Annotated in this window: 10 protein-coding genes; 8 read left to right on the top strand and 2 right to left on the bottom strand. The window is 70.9% G+C overall.

All coding sequences use genetic code 11. From position 1 onward, the window contains the following. Window positions 1-124: 124 nt before the first annotated feature. On the top strand, window positions 125-3,130 hold the full coding sequence (locus ACH5AC_RS21595; RefSeq protein ID WP_398863603.1) for a bifunctional [glutamine synthetase] adenylyltransferase/[glutamine synthetase]-adenylyl-L-tyrosine phosphorylase: 3,006 nt from the start codon (window positions 125-127) through the stop codon (window positions 3,128-3,130). 26 nt (window positions 3,131-3,156) lie between these two features. Here ACH5AC_RS21595 and ACH5AC_RS21590 read toward each other — a convergent pair whose 3' ends face one another. After that, window positions 3,157-4,047: a phosphatase PAP2 family protein gene (locus tag ACH5AC_RS21590; RefSeq protein WP_398863602.1), complete on the bottom strand. Its 891-nt coding sequence runs from the start codon at window positions 4,045-4,047 to the stop codon at window positions 3,157-3,159. 132 nt (window positions 4,048-4,179) lie between these two features. Further along, a complete protein-coding gene (locus tag ACH5AC_RS21585) occupies window positions 4,180-5,214 on the bottom strand; it encodes a LacI family DNA-binding transcriptional regulator (RefSeq protein ID WP_398863601.1) in 1,035 nt (344 codons plus the stop codon). 510 nt (window positions 5,215-5,724) lie between these two features. Between ACH5AC_RS21585 and ACH5AC_RS21580 the strand changes: the two genes are divergently transcribed. The 7 genes from ACH5AC_RS21580 (at window position 5,725) to ACH5AC_RS21550 (ending at window position 16,519) form a co-directional block, all read left to right on the top strand. Next, on the top strand, window positions 5,725-7,002 hold the full coding sequence (locus ACH5AC_RS21580) for an extracellular solute-binding protein (RefSeq protein WP_398863600.1): 1,278 nt from the start codon (window positions 5,725-5,727) through the stop codon (window positions 7,000-7,002). A gap of 104 nt (window positions 7,003-7,106) precedes the next feature. After that, window positions 7,107-8,054, top strand: a complete 948-nt coding sequence (locus tag ACH5AC_RS21575) for a carbohydrate ABC transporter permease (RefSeq protein ID WP_398863599.1) — start codon at window positions 7,107-7,109, stop codon at window positions 8,052-8,054. Window positions 8,055-8,067: 13 nt separating this feature from the next. Beyond that, entirely contained in the window at window positions 8,068-8,970 is a 903-nt protein-coding gene (locus tag ACH5AC_RS21570; RefSeq protein WP_398863598.1) for a sugar ABC transporter permease, read from the top strand. A gap of 158 nt (window positions 8,971-9,128) precedes the next feature. Beyond that, the gene (locus ACH5AC_RS21565; protein ID WP_398863899.1) at window positions 9,129-10,868 is read left to right on the top strand and encodes a glycoside hydrolase family 13 protein; all 1,740 of its coding nucleotides are present in this window, start codon (window positions 9,129-9,131) and stop codon (window positions 10,866-10,868) included. Window positions 10,869-11,003: 135 nt separating this feature from the next. Next, a complete protein-coding gene (locus tag ACH5AC_RS21560; RefSeq protein WP_398863597.1) occupies window positions 11,004-12,380 on the top strand; it encodes an alpha-amylase family protein in 1,377 nt (458 codons plus the stop codon). A 90-nt stretch (window positions 12,381-12,470) separates the two neighbouring features. Continuing rightward, on the top strand, window positions 12,471-14,189 hold the full coding sequence (locus ACH5AC_RS21555; protein ID WP_398863596.1) for a trypsin-like serine peptidase: 1,719 nt from the start codon (window positions 12,471-12,473) through the stop codon (window positions 14,187-14,189). Then, a complete protein-coding gene (locus ACH5AC_RS21550; protein WP_398863595.1) occupies window positions 14,186-16,519 on the top strand; it encodes a tetratricopeptide repeat protein in 2,334 nt (777 codons plus the stop codon). The genes ACH5AC_RS21555 and ACH5AC_RS21550 overlap by 4 nt, the downstream gene beginning before the upstream one ends. Window positions 16,520-16,558: the final 39 nt, after the last annotated feature.

Genomic DNA, 16,558 nt, shown 5'->3' with positions numbered 1-16,558 from the left:
AGCTCGCCGCGTTCGCGGCGCTGCTCGCCCACGAAGCTGCGCAGGGCGCCCACCGAAAGGCGCTCACCGCAGCCACTCCGGTTAGGCTCGACGCCGTACCACCTTGATCGATGGGAGGCCGGGGATGGCGGGGCCGGGGCGCAGGAGCAGTACCTTCAGCCGGCTGCTGCGGCACGGTTTCACCGACCCGTCCGCCGCCGAGCGGCTCCTGGACAGCGCCGAGCTGGCCCCCGTCCGCAGCGATCCCGTGCTGCTCGACGCGCTGGGCGCGACCGCCGACCCGGATCTGGCGCTGCACGGCCTGGTACGGCTGCTGGAGGCGCAGCCCGGCCCCACCGCCCGCCGTGAGCTGCTGGACACGCTGACGGCGGCCAAGCCGCTGCGTGACCGGCTGCTCGGCGTGCTGGGCGCCTCCGCCGCCCTCGCCGACCACCTCGCCCGGCATCCGCGGGACTGGTACGCCCTCGTCCAGTACGAGCCGCGCGACCTGCACCCGGGCGTGGAGGAGTTCGAACGCGGACTCGCCGAGGCCACCGACCCGGTCACCCTGCGTGTCGCCTATCGGCGCTGTCTGCTGTCCATCGCCGCCCGCGACGTGTGCGGTACGACGAATGTCGCCGAGTCCGCCGCCGAGCTGGCCGACCTCGCCACCGCCACCCTGCGCGCCGCCCTCGCCCTGGCCCGGGCCGCCGCGCCCGACGACGCCGCGCTGTGCCGGCTCGCGGTCATCGCGATGGGCAAGTGCGGAGGCCACGAGCTGAACTACGTCTCCGACGTCGACGTCATCTTCGTCGGCGAGGCGGCCGAGGGCGCCGACGAGGGCAAGGCGCTGCGCGCCGCCACCAAGCTCGCCTCGCACATGATGCGGATCTGCTCCGAGACGACCGTCGAGGGGTCCATCTGGCCCGTCGACGCCAACCTGCGGCCGGAGGGCCGCAACGGTCCGCTGGTGCGCACCCTCAGCAGCCACCTCGCCTACTACCAGCGCTGGGCCAAGACCTGGGAGTTCCAGGCGCTCCTCAAGGCCCGGCCCGTCGCCGGCGACCTGGAACTCGGCGAGGAGTACATCGCCGCCCTCGAACCCCTGGTCTGGAAGGCAGCCGAACGCGAGAACTTCGTCGCGGACGTGCAGAAGATGCGCCGCCGGGTGGTCGAGAACATCCCCGCCGCCGAGATCGACCGCGAGCTGAAACTCGGCCCCGGCGGCCTGCGGGACGTCGAGTTCGCCGTCCAGCTGCTGCAGTTGGTGCACGGGCGGGCGGACGCGTCGCTGCGCAGCGGCACCACCCTGGACGCGCTGAGAGCCCTCGCCGCCGGCGGCTACGTCGGTCGCGACGACGCCGCCCGCCTCGACGAGGCGTACCGCTTCCTGCGCTCGATGGAGCACCGCATCCAGCTCTACCGGCTGCGCCGCACCCACCTCGTGCCCGAGAGCGACACCGACCAGCGCCGCCTCGGCCGCTCCCTCGGCCTGCGCACCGACCCGGTCGCCGACCTCAACCGCGAATGGAAGCGGCACGCCTCCGTCGTACGCCGGCTGCACGAGAAGCTGTTCTACCGGCCGCTGCTCGACGCCGTCGCCCAACTCGCCCCCGGCGAGGCCCGGTTGCGGCCCGAGGCGGCCCGTGAACGCTTTGTCGCCCTCGGCTACGCCGACCCCGCCGCCGCCCTGCGCCACCTGGAGGCGCTGGCCTCCGGCGTCACCCGCAAGGCCGCCATCCAGCGCACCCTGCTGCCCGTCCTGCTGGGTTGGTTCGCCGACTCCGCCGACCCGGACGCCGGACTGCTCAACTTCCGCAAGGTGTCGGACGCGTTGGGCAAGACGCCGTGGTATCTGCGGCTGCTGCGGGACGAGGGTGCGGCGGCCGAGAACCTCGCCCGGGTGCTCTCCGCCGGACGCCTCGCCCCCGACCTGCTGATGCGCGCCCCGGAGGCGGTGGCCCTGCTCGGCGACGGCGACGGCGGCGAGGGCGGCGGACTCCAGCCGCGCGGGCGCGCCCCGCTGGAGCAGGAGATCCTCGCGACGGTCGGCCGCGCCGGGAACGGCGAGCAGGCCGTCACCGCCGCCCGCGGCGTCCGCCGCCGCGAGCTGTTCCGTACGGCCGCCGGGGACATCGTCAGCTCCTACGGCACCGAGGCCACCCCCGCCGAACCCGACCAGGGTGCCCTGGTGGACCGGGTGGGTGCCGCCGTGTCCGACCTGACGGCGGCCACCCTCGCGGGCACGCTGCGGGCCGTCGTCCGCGACGGCTGGGGCCACACCCTGCCCACCCGGTTCGCGGTCATCGGCATGGGCCGCTTCGGCGGCCACGAACTGGGCTACGGCTCCGACGCGGACGTCCTCTTCGTCCACGAGCCCCGCGACGGCGTCGACGAACGCGAGGCCGCCGACGCCGCGAACCGCGTCGTCTCCGAGATGCGCCGCCTGCTCCAGATCCCCAGCGCCGACCCACCCCTGCTCATCGACGCCGACCTGCGCCCCGAGGGCAAGTCCGGGCCGCTCGTCCGTACGCTCAAGTCCTACGAGGCGTACTACCGCCGCTGGTCCCTGGTCTGGGAGTCGCAGGCACTGCTGCGGGCCGAACCGGTCGCCGGGGACGAGGAGCTGGGCCGCCGCTTCATCGAGCTGATCGACCCCCTGCGCTATCCCGAGCGAGGGCTCGGGGACGAGGCCGTCCGTGAGATCCGGCGCCTGAAGGCCCGGATGGAGTCCGAGCGCATGCCCCGCGGCGCCGACCCCAAGCTGCACACCAAGCTGGGGCCCGGCGGGCTCTCCGACGTCGAGTGGACGGTCCAGCTGCTGCAACTCCGCCACGGCTGGTCCGAACCGGGCCTGCGCACCACCCGCACCCGCGAGGCGCTGGCGGCGGCCCGCGCGGCCGGGCTGATCGAGGCGGAACACGCGGAGATCCTCGACGAGGCGTGGGTGCTGGCGACCCGGGTGCGCAACGCGGTGATGTTGGTGCGGGGGCGGGCGGGGGACACGTTTCCCTCCGGGGGGCGCGAGCTCGCCGCCGTGGGCCGGTATCTGGGATACGGGCCGGGGCATGTGGGCGAGTTGCTGGACGCGTACCGGAGGACGGCGCGTCGGGCCCGCACGGTGGTGGACGAGCTGTTCTACGGGGCGTAGAGGACCCGGCGCGGCACCCGCCGGGACTACGCCTTCGTCGGGAGCATCGGTCCGCCCGCCCCCCGAGGCGGGACCAGTTGCGGAAGGGCGTACGGCAGGGCCCCGTACCAGAGCCTCACGACCGCGAAGCCGAGGGCGAGGCAGAGGACGCCGCCGACCGCGTCGAGCCAGAAGTGGTTGGCGGTGGCGACGATGACGACCAGGGTCAGGGCGGGGTAGACCAGGCCCAGCACCCGCACCCACGGCACCCGGCACAGCGCGAAGATCGTCAGGCCGCACCACACGGACCAGCCGATGTGCATGGAGGGCATCGCGGCGTACTGGTTGGACATGTTCTTCAGGTCGCCGGAGGCCATCGAGCCCCAGGTCTGGTGGACCAGCACCGTGTCGATGAAGCGCCCGTCGGTCATCAGACGGGGCGGCGCGAGTGGATACAGGTAGTAACCGACCAGGGCCGCCGCGGTCGTGGCGAAGAGGACGAGGCGGGTCGCCGCGTACCGCCCCGGATGACTGCGGTAGAGCCAGATCAGGACACCCAGCGTGACCACGAAGTGCAGTGTCGCGTAGTAGTAGTTCATGCCGATGATCAGCCAGGTCACCGAGTTGACGGCGTGGTTGACCGACTGCTCGACGGCCATGCCGAGCTGGTGCTCCAGCTTCCAGATCCAGTCCGCGTTGCGCAGCGCCGCACCCCGCTGCTCCGGCACGGCGTTACGGACGAGCGAGTACGTCCAGTAACTCACCGCGATCAGCAGGATCTCCAGCCACAGCCGGGGCCGCCCGGGGGTGCGCATCCGTTTCAGGAGCGTATGCCCGCTCTCGGGTGCGACAGGGGTCGGGGCCGGGACCGGGGCCGTAACAGGGTGCGGAACGGCCTCATCGCGACCTTCCAGTGACGACACGGTCGAATCACCCATGGACACAGAGTCTGCCAGAAAAGCCTTCTCTCTCCGATCATCCCCCGGTCGGGTGACGCGCGCACGTTCTACCGCGGTCGTACGGCGCCCGCGTACTGCGCGGGCAGGGCACGAACCCCCTGCTTCTCCGCCCTACGGACGATTCCGCTCCCCAGGTGCCGAAGCCGTCGAACCGCGCACCACCAGCTCCGGCATGAACACGAACTCACTGTGGGGTGCAGGAGTCCCGCCGATCTCCTCCAGCAGCGTGCGGACCGCGGCCTGTCCCATGGCCGGCACCGGCTTGCGGACGGTGGTCAGCGGCGGGTCGGTGAAGGCGATCAGCGGGGAGTCGTCGAATCCGACCACGGAGACGTCCCGCGGGACGGCGAGACCCCGCTGCCGGGCCGCCCGTATCGCACCGAGGGCCATCATGTCGCTGGCGCACACCACCGCCGTGCAGTCACGCTCGATGAGCGCGCTCGCGGCCGCCTGACCGCCCTCCAGCGTGTACAGGGAGTGCTGGATCAGTTCCGACTCGATCGTCTCGGGGGTCAGGCGCAGCTGGTCCTGCATGGCGCGGACGAAGCCCTCGATCTTGCGCTGCACCGGCACGAAGCGCTTCGGACCCAGTGCCAGCCCGATCCGGGTGTGGCCCAGTGAGACCAGGTGCGTGACCGCCAGCTGCATCGCCGCGCGGTCGTCGGGGGAGATGAACGGCGCCTGCACCTTCTCGGAGAAGCCGTCGACGAGGACGAACGGCACTCCCTGCGCGCGCAGCTGCTCGTAGCGCCGGGTGTCGGCGGTGGTGTCCGCGTGCAGCCCGGAGACGTAGATGATGCCCGCGACACCCCGGTCGACCAGCATCTCGGTCAGCTCGTCCTCGGTGGAGCCGCCCGGCGTCTGGGTGGCGAGCACCGGGGTGTAGCCCTGGCGGGTCAGCGCCTGGCCGATGACCTGCGCCAGGGCCGGGAATATGGGGTTCTCCAGTTCGGGGGTTATCAGCCCGACCAGGCCCGCGCTGCGCTGCCTGAGCCGCACCGGACGCTCGTAGCCGAGCACGTCGAGCGCGGCGAGCACGGACTCGCGGGTGGTGGCGGCGACGCCCGGCTTCCCGTTGAGGACGCGGCTGACGGTCGCTTCGCTCACCCCCGCCTGCGCAGCGATATCGGCAAGCCGTGTGGTCACAGGGGTGGACTGTACCGGCCGACTGTCGCCTTGCACACCGAACGGACGCCTGGTGCGGGCGGTGGGGCGGCCCGGTCCGGGCTGCTGCGTCATCGCGCTCCCTCGTGAGTGATGCGTGGGGGTGGGGTGGTGCGTGGGTGATGTCGGGCGTGGGGCCGGCCGCTCCTGCAAGGGGCCGCTGCCGTGATGGTCCCCCTGCCGCAAGCCGATGGCAAGAGCTTGCAGAGTCTTGCACAACCCGCGCCCTGAGGTGGGGCGCCGTATGAAACAAGGGGTCAACGGGCCCTGCAAAGAGGGTCGAGGCGGTCTCCGGTCGGTCTACAACAGGTCACGCCCGAATAACTTCCGCGATGTCTTGCACTTTTTTTCTGCAAGGTCTTTCGCAAGCCTTGCACGGCTGTTACGTTCCCACTCGCCCGGCGGCCGCAACGGCGCAGTCGGCGAAGTCGGCAGGGAGACGGACGGGACCGCTCCCTGCGCTACACGGGCTTTCACCCTCAAGGAGAACTCATGCGGCGTGGCATAGCGGCCACCGCGCTGGTGGCGTCCCTCGCTCTCGCGGCGACGGCCTGCGGCGGGGACGACAGCGGCAGCGACTCGAAGAGCGGGCCGGTCACCATCACCTGGTGGGACACCTCGAACGCCACCAACGAGGCACCGACGTACCAGGCCCTGATCAAGGAGTTCGAGGCCGCCAACAAGGACATCAAGGTCAAGTACGTCAACGTCCCCTTCGACCAGGCGCAGAACAAGTTCGACACGGCCGCCGGTGCCTCCGGCGCCCCGGACGTGCTGCGCTCCGAGGTCGGCTGGACCCCCGCCTTCGCGAAGAAGGGCTTCTTCCTGCCGCTGGACGGCACCGAGGCCCTCGCGGACCAGGACAAGTTCAAGTCCAACCTGCTGGAGCAGGCGAAGTACGACGGCAAGACCTACGGCGTGCCGATCGTCACCGACACCCTCGCCCTGGTCTACAACAAGGAGCTCTTCGCCAAGGCCGGCATCACCGAGGCCCCGAAGACCTGGGACGAGCTGAAGACCGCCGCCGCCACCATCAAGGACAAGACCGGCGTCGACGGCTACTGGGGCGCCGCCACCTCCGCCTACTACGTCCAGCCCTTCCTCTACGGCGAGGGCACCGACACCGTCGACGCCGACGCCAAGAAGATCACGGTGAACTCCGACGCCGCGAAGAAGGCGTACGGCACCTGGCAGAGCCTCTTCGACGGCAAGGGCCTGCACAAGGCCGACACCACCGCCGACGCCTACGCCCACATCCAGGACGCGTTCGTCAACGGCAAGGTCGCCGCGATCATCCAGGGCCCCTGGGAGATCACCAACTTCTACAAGGGCTCGGCGTTCCAGGACAAGAACAACCTCGGCATCGCCACCGTCCCGGCCGGCTCCACCGGCAAGGCGGGCGCCCCGACCGGCGGCCACAACCTCTCGGTCTACGCCGGCTCCGACAAGGCCCACCAGCAGGCCGCGCTGAAGTTCGTCAACTTCATGACCTCCGCGAAGTCCCAGGAGACCATCGCGCTGAAGAACTCCACGCTGCCCACCCGCGACGACGCCTACACCGACCAGGTCAAGGCCGACCCGGGCATCGCCGGCTACCAGACGGTCCTCGCCGCCGCCCAGCCGCGCCCGGCGCTGCCGGAGTACAGCTCCCTGTGGGGCCCGCTGGACACCGAACTGCCCCAGATCGCGGGCGGTAAGAAGCCCCTCGACAAGGGGCTGAGCGACGCCGAGCTGGCCATCGCCAAGCTGGTGCCGGACTTCAGCAAGTGAGCCCCGCGTGGCCGTCGGATCCTCCTGGACCAAGGGGGGAAGGATCCGGCGGCCACCGGCCTGTGCGCCGTACTCCCTGATCGTCTCCGAAGGTGCCGAGAACCATGACACTGGCCCAACGCCTCAAGCGCAGTTACCAGAAGAACTGGTACGCCTACGCGATGATCGCCCCCGTGGTGGTCGTCCTCGGCGTCCTCGTGATCTATCCCCTGGTGTACGGCTTCTACCTCACGCTCACCGACGCCAACAGCCTCAACACCGCGCGCACCATCGGCGCCAACCACATCGAGGCCACCTACGAGTTCATCGGCTTCGACAACTACGCCGACATCCTGTGGGGCCCCACCGCGTACGAGCGCTTCTGGTCGCACTTCATCTGGACGATCTTCTGGACGGCGGCCTGTGTCACCCTGCACTACGGCATCGGCCTCGGCCTCGCGCTGCTGCTCAACCAGAAGCTGCGCGGCCGCACCTTCTACCGGCTGATCCTCATCCTGCCGTGGGCCGTGCCCACCTTCGTCACCGTCTTCGGCTGGCGCTTCATGCTCGCCGAAGGCGGCATCGTCAACATCGGGCTCGACGCGCTCCACCTGCCGACACCGGCCTGGCTGGAGGACACCTTCTGGCAGCGGTTCGCCGCGATCATGGTCAACACCTGGTGCGGGGTGCCGTTCATGATGATCTCCCTGCTGGGCGGTCTGCAGTCCATCGACTCCTCCCTGTACGAGGCCGCCGAGATGGACGGCGCCAGCGCCTGGCAGCGGTTCCGCTACGTCACCCTGCCGGGTCTGCGGTCGGTCAGCTCCACCGTCGTCCTGCTCGGCATCATCTGGACCTTCAACCAGTTCGCCGTGATCTTCCTGCTGTTCGGCAACACCGCCCCGGACGCGCAGATCCTCGTCACCTGGGCGTACTACCTCGGCTTCGGACAGCAGCCACGTGCCTTCGCCGAGTCGGCCGCCTACGGCATGCTGCTGCTGGCCGTCCTCGTCGTCTTCACGTCGTTCTACCGCCGCTGGCTGAACCGCAACGAGCAGCAGCTCGCGATCTGAGGCAGGAGTTCCCATGAGCACCACCACAGTCGAGACCTCCGCCCCGGTGACCCAGCACGCGGAGGCACCCCGCAAGGTCCGCGGCCGCGGCGAGCGCAGCCCGCTGGCCTCCGTCGCCTCCCACGGCGTGCTGATCGTCGCGAGCCTCATCGCGCTCTTCCCGGTCGCCTGGCTGGTCTTCCTCTCCCTGGGCCCCGACAAGGACGACTATCTGCACCCGGGCGGCATCTGGGAGAAGATGACGTTCGACAACTACTCGTTCGTCCTGCAGCACACGAACTTCTTCGACTGGATGAAGAGTTCGCTGATCGTCTCGCTCGGCACCACGGTCGTCGGCGTCTTCGTCGCCGCCACCACCGGCTACGCGGTCTCCCGCATGCGCTTCCCCGGCTACAAGAAGCTGATGTGGGTGCTGCTGGTCACCCAGATGTTCCCGATCGCCGTGCTGATCGTGCCGATGTACCAGATCCTGTCGGAGTTCCAGCTCATCGACAGCTACCTCGGTCTGATCCTGGTCTACTGCTCGACCGCCGTGCCCTACAGCGCCTGGCTGCTCAAGGGCTACTTCGACACCATCCCGTTCGAGATCGACGAGGCCGGCCGGGTCGACGGACTGTCGCCGTTCGGGACGTTCGTCCGGCTGATCCTGCCGCTCGCCCGGCCCGGTCTGGCGGTCGCCGCCTTCTACAACTTCATCACCGCCTTCGGCGAGGTCGCCTTCGCCTCGACGTTCATGCTCGACGACACCAAGTACACCTTCGCCGTCGGCCTGCAGAGCTTCGTCAGCGAACACGACGCCCAGCGCAACCTGATGGCCGCCACCGCGGTGCTGATCGCGATACCCGTCTCCGCGTTCTTCTACCTTGTGCAGAAGAACCTGGTGACCGGCCTCACCGCGGGCGGCACGAAGGGCTGACGCCCACCCGCAGGTGAAAAAGGCTCCCGCGCGCCTGACCGCGCGGGTAGGCGGCCGCGGTGCCCATCCGACCCCGCTGACACCGCGGCCGCCTCGTCACCCTCACCAGCCGCCGACCCAGACCCGAACCGATGACTCCGTTATTCCTCAAGGACACCATGAGCCAGCAGCACACCGCCGCCACCGACCCGGCACCGAACTCCGCCGTCGCCACCGTCGCCAAGCGCCGCGACTGGTGGCGGGACGCGGTGATCTACCAGGTGTATCCGCGCAGCTTCGCCGACAGCAACGGCGACGGCATGGGCGACCTGGAAGGCGTCCGCTCCCGCCTCCCCTACCTGCGTGACCTCGGCGTGGACGCCGTGTGGCTCAGCCCCTTCTACGCCTCCCCGCAGGCCGACGCCGGCTACGACGTCGCCGACTACCGCGCGGTCGACCCCATGTTCGGCACCCTGCTCGACGCCGACGCGCTGATCCGCGACGCCCACGAGCTGGGCCTGCGCGTCATCGTCGACCTCGTCCCCAACCACTCCTCCGACCAGCACGAGTGGTTCAAGCGCGCGGTGGCGGAGGGCCCCGGCTCCCCGCTGCGCGACCGCTACCACTTCCGCCCCGGCAAGGGCAAGAACGGCGAACTCCCGCCCAACGACTGGGAGTCCATCTTCGGCGGCCCCGCCTGGACCCGGGTGACGGAACCCGACGGTACCCCCGGCGAGTGGTACCTGCACCTCTTCGCACCGGAGCAGCCCGACTTCAACTGGGAACACCCCGCCGTCGGCGACGAGTTCCGCTCGATCCTCCGCTTCTGGCTGGACATCGGCGTCGACGGCTTCCGCATCGACGTCGCCCACGGCCTGGTCAAGGCGGAGGGGCTGCCCGACCTCGGCGCCCACGACCAACTCAAGCTGCTGGGCAACGATGTCATGCCGTTCTTCGACCAGGACGGCGTGCACGAGATCTACCGCGAGTGGCGGCTCGTCCTCGACGAGTACGCGGATAAAAAGGGGCCCGAAGGGCCTTCGTCAGAAGGGCGGTGGTGGGAGACGGGCGGGCGCATCTTCGTCGCCGAGGCATGGACGCCGACCGTCGAGCGCACCGCGAACTACGTCCGCCCCGACGAACTCCACCAGGCGTTCAACTTCCAGTACCTGTCCACGGACTGGGACGCCCAGGAACTGCGCGTCGTCATCGACCGCACCCTGGACGCCATGCGCCCGGTGGGCGCCCCGGCGACCTGGGTCCTCTCCAACCACGACGTCACCCGCCACGCCACCCGCTTCGCCAACCCGCCCGGCCTCGGCACCCAGATCCGCACCGCCGGAGACCGCGAACTGGGCCTGCGCCGGGCCAGGGCGGCGACGCTGCTGATGCTGGCGCTGCCCGGCTCGGCGTACATCTACCAGGGCGAGGAACTCGGCCTCCCCGATGTCGTCGACCTCCCCGACGAGGTGCGTCAGGACCCCGCGTACTTCCGGGGCGCCGGCCAGGACGGCTTCCGCGACGGCTGCCGGGTGCCGATCCCGTGGACCCGTACGGGATCGTCGTACGGCTTCGGCGCGGGCGGCAGCTGGCTGCCCCAGCCGGCGGAATGGGCCGAGCTGAGCGTCGAGGCGCAGACCGGCCGGGCCGGGTCCACCCTGGAGCTGTACCGCGCGGCGCTCTCCGCCCGCCGCGCCCAGCCCGACCTGGGCACCGGCGACCGTGTCGAGTGGCTGAAGGCCCCCGAGGGCGTCCTCGCCTTCCGCCGCGGCGAGTTCGTCTGCGTCGCCAACACCACCGACGAATCGGTCCGCGTCCCGGCCTACGGCCGTCTCCTCCTCGCCAGCGGCGAGGTCGCGGAGACGGACGGCGAGGCCAAGCTGCCGGCGGACACCACGGCGTGGTGGACGACCGCCTGACGGCCCGTCTGTAACTTCTTTCAACAACTTCACGCCGGCCCGCTGCCTTTCGAGGCGGCGGGCCTTTAACATCTCCGCCACCGCAAGTTTGCGGAAAGTTTTCAGCAAGAACCTTCAACGGAGAAGGAGCCCCACATGGCAAGCAGCAGAACCCTCGCGGGCGCGCTCGCACTCGCCGCGGCCGCGGCGGTCGCGGCGCCCACCTCCGCCCAGGCGTCCCCGCCCGGCACGAGGGACGTCACCGCGGTGATGTTCGAGTGGAGCTACGCCTCGGTGGCGAAGGAGTGCACCAGCACCCTCGGCCCCGCCGGTTACGGATATGTCCAGGTGTCGCCGCCCGCCGAGCACATACAGGGGGCGCAGTGGTGGACGTCGTACCAGCCGGTCAGCTACCGGATCGCGGGGCGGCTCGGTGACCGTACGGCGTTCCGGTCGATGGTGGACACCTGCCACGCGGCGGGGGTGAAGGTCGTCGTCGACACCGTCATCAACCACATGGCGGCGGGCAACGGCACGGGGACGGGCGGCTCCTCGTACACGAAGTACGACTACCCGGGCCTGTACTCCTCGTACGACTTCGACGACTGCCGGAGCGAGATCACCAACTACGCGGACCGCTGGAACGTCCAGCACTGCGAACTGGTGGGCCTCGCCGACCTCGACACGGGCGAGGACTACGTCCGGGGCGCGATCGCGGCGTACATGAACGACCTGCTCTCCCTCGGCGTGGACGGCTTCCGCATCGACGCGGCGAAGCACATGCCCGCGGCGGACCTGGCGAACATCAAGAGCCGCCTGACGAACCCGTCGGCGTACTGGAAGCAGGAGGTCATCCACGGCGCGGGAGAGGCCGTCCAGCCCACCGAGTACACCGGCAACGGCGACGTCCAGGAGTTCCGCTACGCCTACGACCTCAAGCGCGTCTTCCACCACGAGAACCTCGCCTACCTCAAGAACTACGGCGAGGGCTGGGGCTACATGAACAGCGGTGTCGCCGGCGTCTTCGTCGACAACCACGACACCGAACGCAACGGCTCCACCCTCAACTACAAGGACGGCGCCGACTACACCCTGGCCAATGTCTTCATGCTCGCCTGGCCCTACGGCGCCCCCGACATCAACTCCGCCTACGAGTGGTCGGACATCGACGCGGGCCCGCCGAACGGCGGCACCGTCGACGCCTGCTGGCAGAACGGCTGGAAGTGCCAGCACAAGTGGCCCGAGATCATCCGCATGGTCGCCTTCCGCAACGCGACGCGGGGCGAGGCCGTCACCCACTGGTGGGACAACGGCAACGACGCCATCGCCTTCGGCCGGGGTGCCAAGGGCTACGTGGCCATCAACCACGAGTCCTGGTCCCTGACCCGTACGTACCAGACGTCCCTGCCCGCGGGCACCTACTGCGACATCCAGAGCAACACCACCGTGACGGTGAACAACTCGGGGCAGTTCACGGCGACGCTGGGATCCAACACGGCGCTGGCCATCCACACCGGGAAGAGGGCCTGCTGACGCCTCCGGGCAACCCGCCTCCCCAGAAGTCCCGTTGAACCCCCGTCGCGCCAGTATGCGACCGGAGCATGCGCCCGTATAGTTTCAAGCATGGCTGCTGGCGGGGGAGTCCAGGCCGCCTCGTTGACGGAGACGCCGAGCTGGGCGGTGCGTATCCGCGGAGCGAACGGGGCCATCGTGGGGGCGGGCATTCTGCTGGCACCCGACCGGGTGCTCACCTGCGCTCACGTGGTGGACGAGGCCGCCGGACGGATCACCGCGGAGTTCGTCGGGGCCGCCGATCACAGCGTGCCCTCGGTGGCCGCGTGGGTGGACGCCTATGTGCCGAGGACTCTGGACGCCGACCGCGATCCCAGCGGGGACGTGGCCCTGCTGACACTGGAGCGGCCCAGGCCCGCCGAGGAGTCGGTACGCCTCCATCGCCTGTCCGCCTCCAACCGCGAGGTGTGGATGTACGGCTTCCCCCTGGACCACGACGGCGGCATCCGGTTCCGGGCCACGGTCATCGGCGGCTGTGGACGCGACGGGCAGGTGCAGCTCGCCCCGCCCAGCCCCGGTGAGCTGGCCAGCCCCGGATGCAGCGGTGCCGGCGTCGCCGACAGCCGGACCGGTGAGGTCTTCGGCATGGTGCTGTCCGGGCAGAAGGACAGGCACGGGAACCTCTTCTCCTTCATGACGCCGGCCGAGACCATCGTCCGGCACCTGCCCCAGGTCCGCCCGTTCCTGGTGGGCCGTACCGCCGTCGACGACCGACTCAGATCCACCGACGACGACGCCTGCGAGCCCCTGCTCGACGAACCGTTCGCCCAGCGTCTCGCCGCCTGGCTGCGGGACGACGGGCAGCAGGTGAAGATCAGCGTCGTCCGGCCCGGTGACCGCGCCCGGGCCGTCACCCTGCGCCGCGCCATCACCCTCGCCGACCGGGAGTTACGCACCCCCGCGTCCGTCCAGCGGGCCTCCCTCGATCCCCCGGGCACCGTCCCCTCGGTCGGGGGCCACGATCTGGCGGTGGACGCCGAAGGGCTCACCTGCGCCGAGATCGCCGAGCGGATCGCCGAGCGCATGGGGCTGCGGCCGTACCCCGCGGACTGCGCGACCGATCGGATCCGGGCCGCCAAGGGCGCCCTCAGCCTGGTCGTCGTCGACGTCGACCAGGCCGTGGACCCGCCCGCCCTGCTCGATCTGCTGGAGGTGCTGCGCACCGGGGGCAGCCGGCTGCTGCTGGTCTTCCGCAGGGACGACGCGCTCTGCCGCAGGGCCCGTGACCAGTTGCTGGTCCGGCCCGCGCGGGAGCGCCGCGGGCGGCTCGTCGAGCAGCTGAAGGAGATCACCGGGCCGCTCACCGCGGCCCTGTCCGAGCGCCGGGCCGCCGTGGTGCCCGACGGCATCGGGCCCGTCGACTCGGATCTGGTCGCCGCCCATGCCGCCCTCGCCGACCTCACCCGCTCGGCGGACGCCCCCGGTCCGGGGCCGGACCTGTCCCGCTACGAGCGGCTGGCCGAACGGGTCGCCGCCCGGCTGGCGAGGCACATCGATCGCCTCGACCGGCTCCGCGACCGGCGCGACGAACTGGGCGGCCGGCTGCGCAGTTACCACGTCCTGCACCAGCACGCCACCCAAGGCGAGGAGGACCCGGCAGTGGACGCTCTCTACCTCCGGGCGCACGCACTGCTCCAGGCCAGGCCCTGCGACGTGCGGGCGGCCGAGACGGCGGTGGACGCCTACACGCGCGAGGTCGACGGCCGTACGCGCGAGCCCGGAAGCCGCGACGGGCAGCTGCGCGGTCCCCGCGGGGGTGCGTCGTCATGACCGCCACGGCGTGCGTCAGACCCGCGTGCCGGGGCGGCCACATCATGGTGACCGGCTTCTGCAGCACCTGCGGCCGGCGCCCCGCCGCCATCGAGGCCCCGCCCGCGCGCACACCGGGGGAACCGGAAGCCGAGCAGCCGGAGCAGATCGGGCACCCACCTCGCACCTCCGCCACGACTCCCGGCGAACTCGACCGCGACGGCCTGCTGGTCCTGCCTCATCTCCCCTCCCCGGATCCCTCGGAAGCAGCCGACACCACCGCCCGGCCGCCCACCGGCGGGCGGCGCTGCGGTGAGGACGACTGCACCGGCACCATCGGCAAGTCGTACGACGGCGGTCCGGCCCCCGACCACGGGTTCTGCCCGGAGTGCGGTACGGAGTACTCGTTCCGGCCCAAACTGCACCCCGGCGACGTGGTCGGCGGCCACTACAAGGTGCTCGGCTACCTCGGGTTGGGCGGCCAGGGCTGGATCTACCTGGCCGAGGACACCCGTGTGCCGGATCTCCACGTCGCCCTCAAGGGGCTGATCAACACCGGTGACAAGGCGGCCCGGCGGGCGGCCGTGGAGGAGCGCCGCTCGCTCACCACCCTTCACCACCCGGACATCGTCCGCATCATCACGTATGTGGAGCACCAGGCGCCCGGGGACTCCGAGCCCACCGGCTACACCGTGATGGAGTACGTCGGCGGCCGCTCGCTCCACTGGATCCGATTCGCCCCGGACGAGGAACTGGCGCGGCTGTTAGGCGGGCCCCTCGAGTTCGGGCATGTGATCACCTACGGCTGCATGATCCTCGGCGCTCTGGAGTACCTGCACGACCAGGGCCTGCTGTACTGCGATCTGAAGCCCGAGAACGTCATGCACTTCGGGCGCCGGATCAAGGTCATCGACCTCGGGGCCGTCCGCCCGATCGGCGACCGGTCCTCCGAACTCACCTCCACACCCGGGTTCGGGCCCGGCAGGGAGGAGTTCGAGGAGCGCGGCTTCCACATCGACAGCGATCTGTTCACCGTGGGCCGGACCCTGAAGCTCCTCGCCGAGGGCGCCACGAAGCCCGAAGGGCTCGCCGCCCGTTCCTTCGACGCGCTGATCCGCCGCGCCACCCACGAGGAGGTGGCCGCCCGGTTCGACTCGGCGGCCGAGATGTCCCGTCAGCTGTGGGAGGTGCTGCGCGAGCATCAGGCGCTCAGCGGGCACGAGCCGTACCCGGAGCGGTCCACCCGTTTCGAGCCGACCGCTTCGGTCTTCGGCGGCGAACTCGGCACGGTCCCGGAGCTGCGGCACTGGACGCACCGCTCCGGAACCGGGGCGCCGCAGCTGCCCTTCGGGGCCCCGGACCCCCACCAGACGGCCCTGGCCCTGCCCGTTCCGATCCCCGACGCCGGCGACGACGCCACCCCGCTGCTCGGCGGGCTCGCCGCCGACACCCCGGACCGTATCGCCGAGCGCGCGCGACAGGACCCGAAGCTGCGCACCGCGGAGGCAGCGCTGTGGCTGTGCCGCGCCTATGTGGACGCCGGGAAGGCGGAACAGGCCGACGAGTGGGTGGAGACGGCCAAGGAACGGAGCGGCGACCACGACTGGCGGATCTTCTGGCACCAGGGCCTGGTCCATCTGATCCGCGGCGAGGTGGAGGAGGCGAAGGACCGGTTCAAGGCCACCTACGACGCGCTGCCGGGCGAGTCCGCGCCGAAACTGGCACTCGGATACTGCATGGAGTACCTGGCCCGGCAACCGCAGGAGACGGCACGGCCCGCCAGGGTGCGCGCCCTTGAGCGGCAGGCCGCGCAGTACTACGAGGCCGTCCGGCGCCGCGATCCCACCCAGGGCAGCGCCGCCTTCGGTCTGGCCCGCATCCATCTGCACGGGGGCGAGCGGGACCGGGCGGTCGCCGTGCTGGACGAGGTGCCGACGACGTCACGGCACTACGACGCCGCGCGGATCGCCGCGATCCGGGTGCTGGTGGGACGGCTGCCCGACGGATCGGGACCCGGCGGTGACGAGCTGGGTGAGGCCGTCCGGCGGCTGGCGGGGCTGCAGCTGGACGGCAGCGGTTCCGAAGACCGGCTGTTCACCGAGGTGCGGGAGCAGGCGCTGGCCTGCCGCCCGCCCGGCGGGTGGGGGAGCGGCTTCCCCGCCGGTGAACTGCTCGGGCCGGCGGACACCCCTCAGGCGCTGGCCGCCGTGCTGTCCGGCTCGCTGAAGCGGCTCGCGGACCAGGCGGGCAGCGTCGGCGAACGCGGCGACCTGCTGGACCGGGCGTACGCCGTGCTCCCCGAACCGCCAGGGCTGCGGAAACTGCTGCGCGGACTGCGGCGTGCCGGGTGACGGAGCGACGGCACTGACGACGAGGGCACCGACGACAAG

The sequence above is a fragment of the Streptomyces sp. NPDC018693 genome (assembly GCF_044391385.1).
Taxonomy (GTDB): Bacteria; Actinomycetota; Actinomycetes; order Streptomycetales; family Streptomycetaceae; genus Streptomyces.
The sequence above is the reverse complement of the archived record's forward strand: the minus strand, read 5'-3'. Positions and strand labels throughout refer to the sequence as shown.

Coding starts and splice junctions, on each gene's coding strand:
- ACH5AC_RS21595 (WP_398863603.1), top strand. CDS start 125: ATGGCGGGGCCGGGGCGCAGGAGCAGTACCTTCAGCCGGCTGCTGCGG.
- ACH5AC_RS21590 (WP_398863602.1), bottom strand. CDS start 4,047: ATGGGTGATTCGACCGTGTCGTCACTGGAAGGTCGCGATGAGGCCGTT.
- ACH5AC_RS21580 (WP_398863600.1), top strand. CDS start 5,725: ATGCGGCGTGGCATAGCGGCCACCGCGCTGGTGGCGTCCCTCGCTCTC.
- ACH5AC_RS21575 (WP_398863599.1), top strand. CDS start 7,107: ATGACACTGGCCCAACGCCTCAAGCGCAGTTACCAGAAGAACTGGTAC.
- ACH5AC_RS21570 (WP_398863598.1), top strand. CDS start 8,068: ATGAGCACCACCACAGTCGAGACCTCCGCCCCGGTGACCCAGCACGCG.
- ACH5AC_RS21565 (WP_398863899.1), top strand. CDS start 9,129: ATGAGCCAGCAGCACACCGCCGCCACCGACCCGGCACCGAACTCCGCC.
- ACH5AC_RS21560 (WP_398863597.1), top strand. CDS start 11,004: ATGGCAAGCAGCAGAACCCTCGCGGGCGCGCTCGCACTCGCCGCGGCC.
- ACH5AC_RS21555 (WP_398863596.1), top strand. CDS start 12,471: ATGGCTGCTGGCGGGGGAGTCCAGGCCGCCTCGTTGACGGAGACGCCG.
- ACH5AC_RS21550 (WP_398863595.1), top strand. CDS start 14,186: ATGACCGCCACGGCGTGCGTCAGACCCGCGTGCCGGGGCGGCCACATC.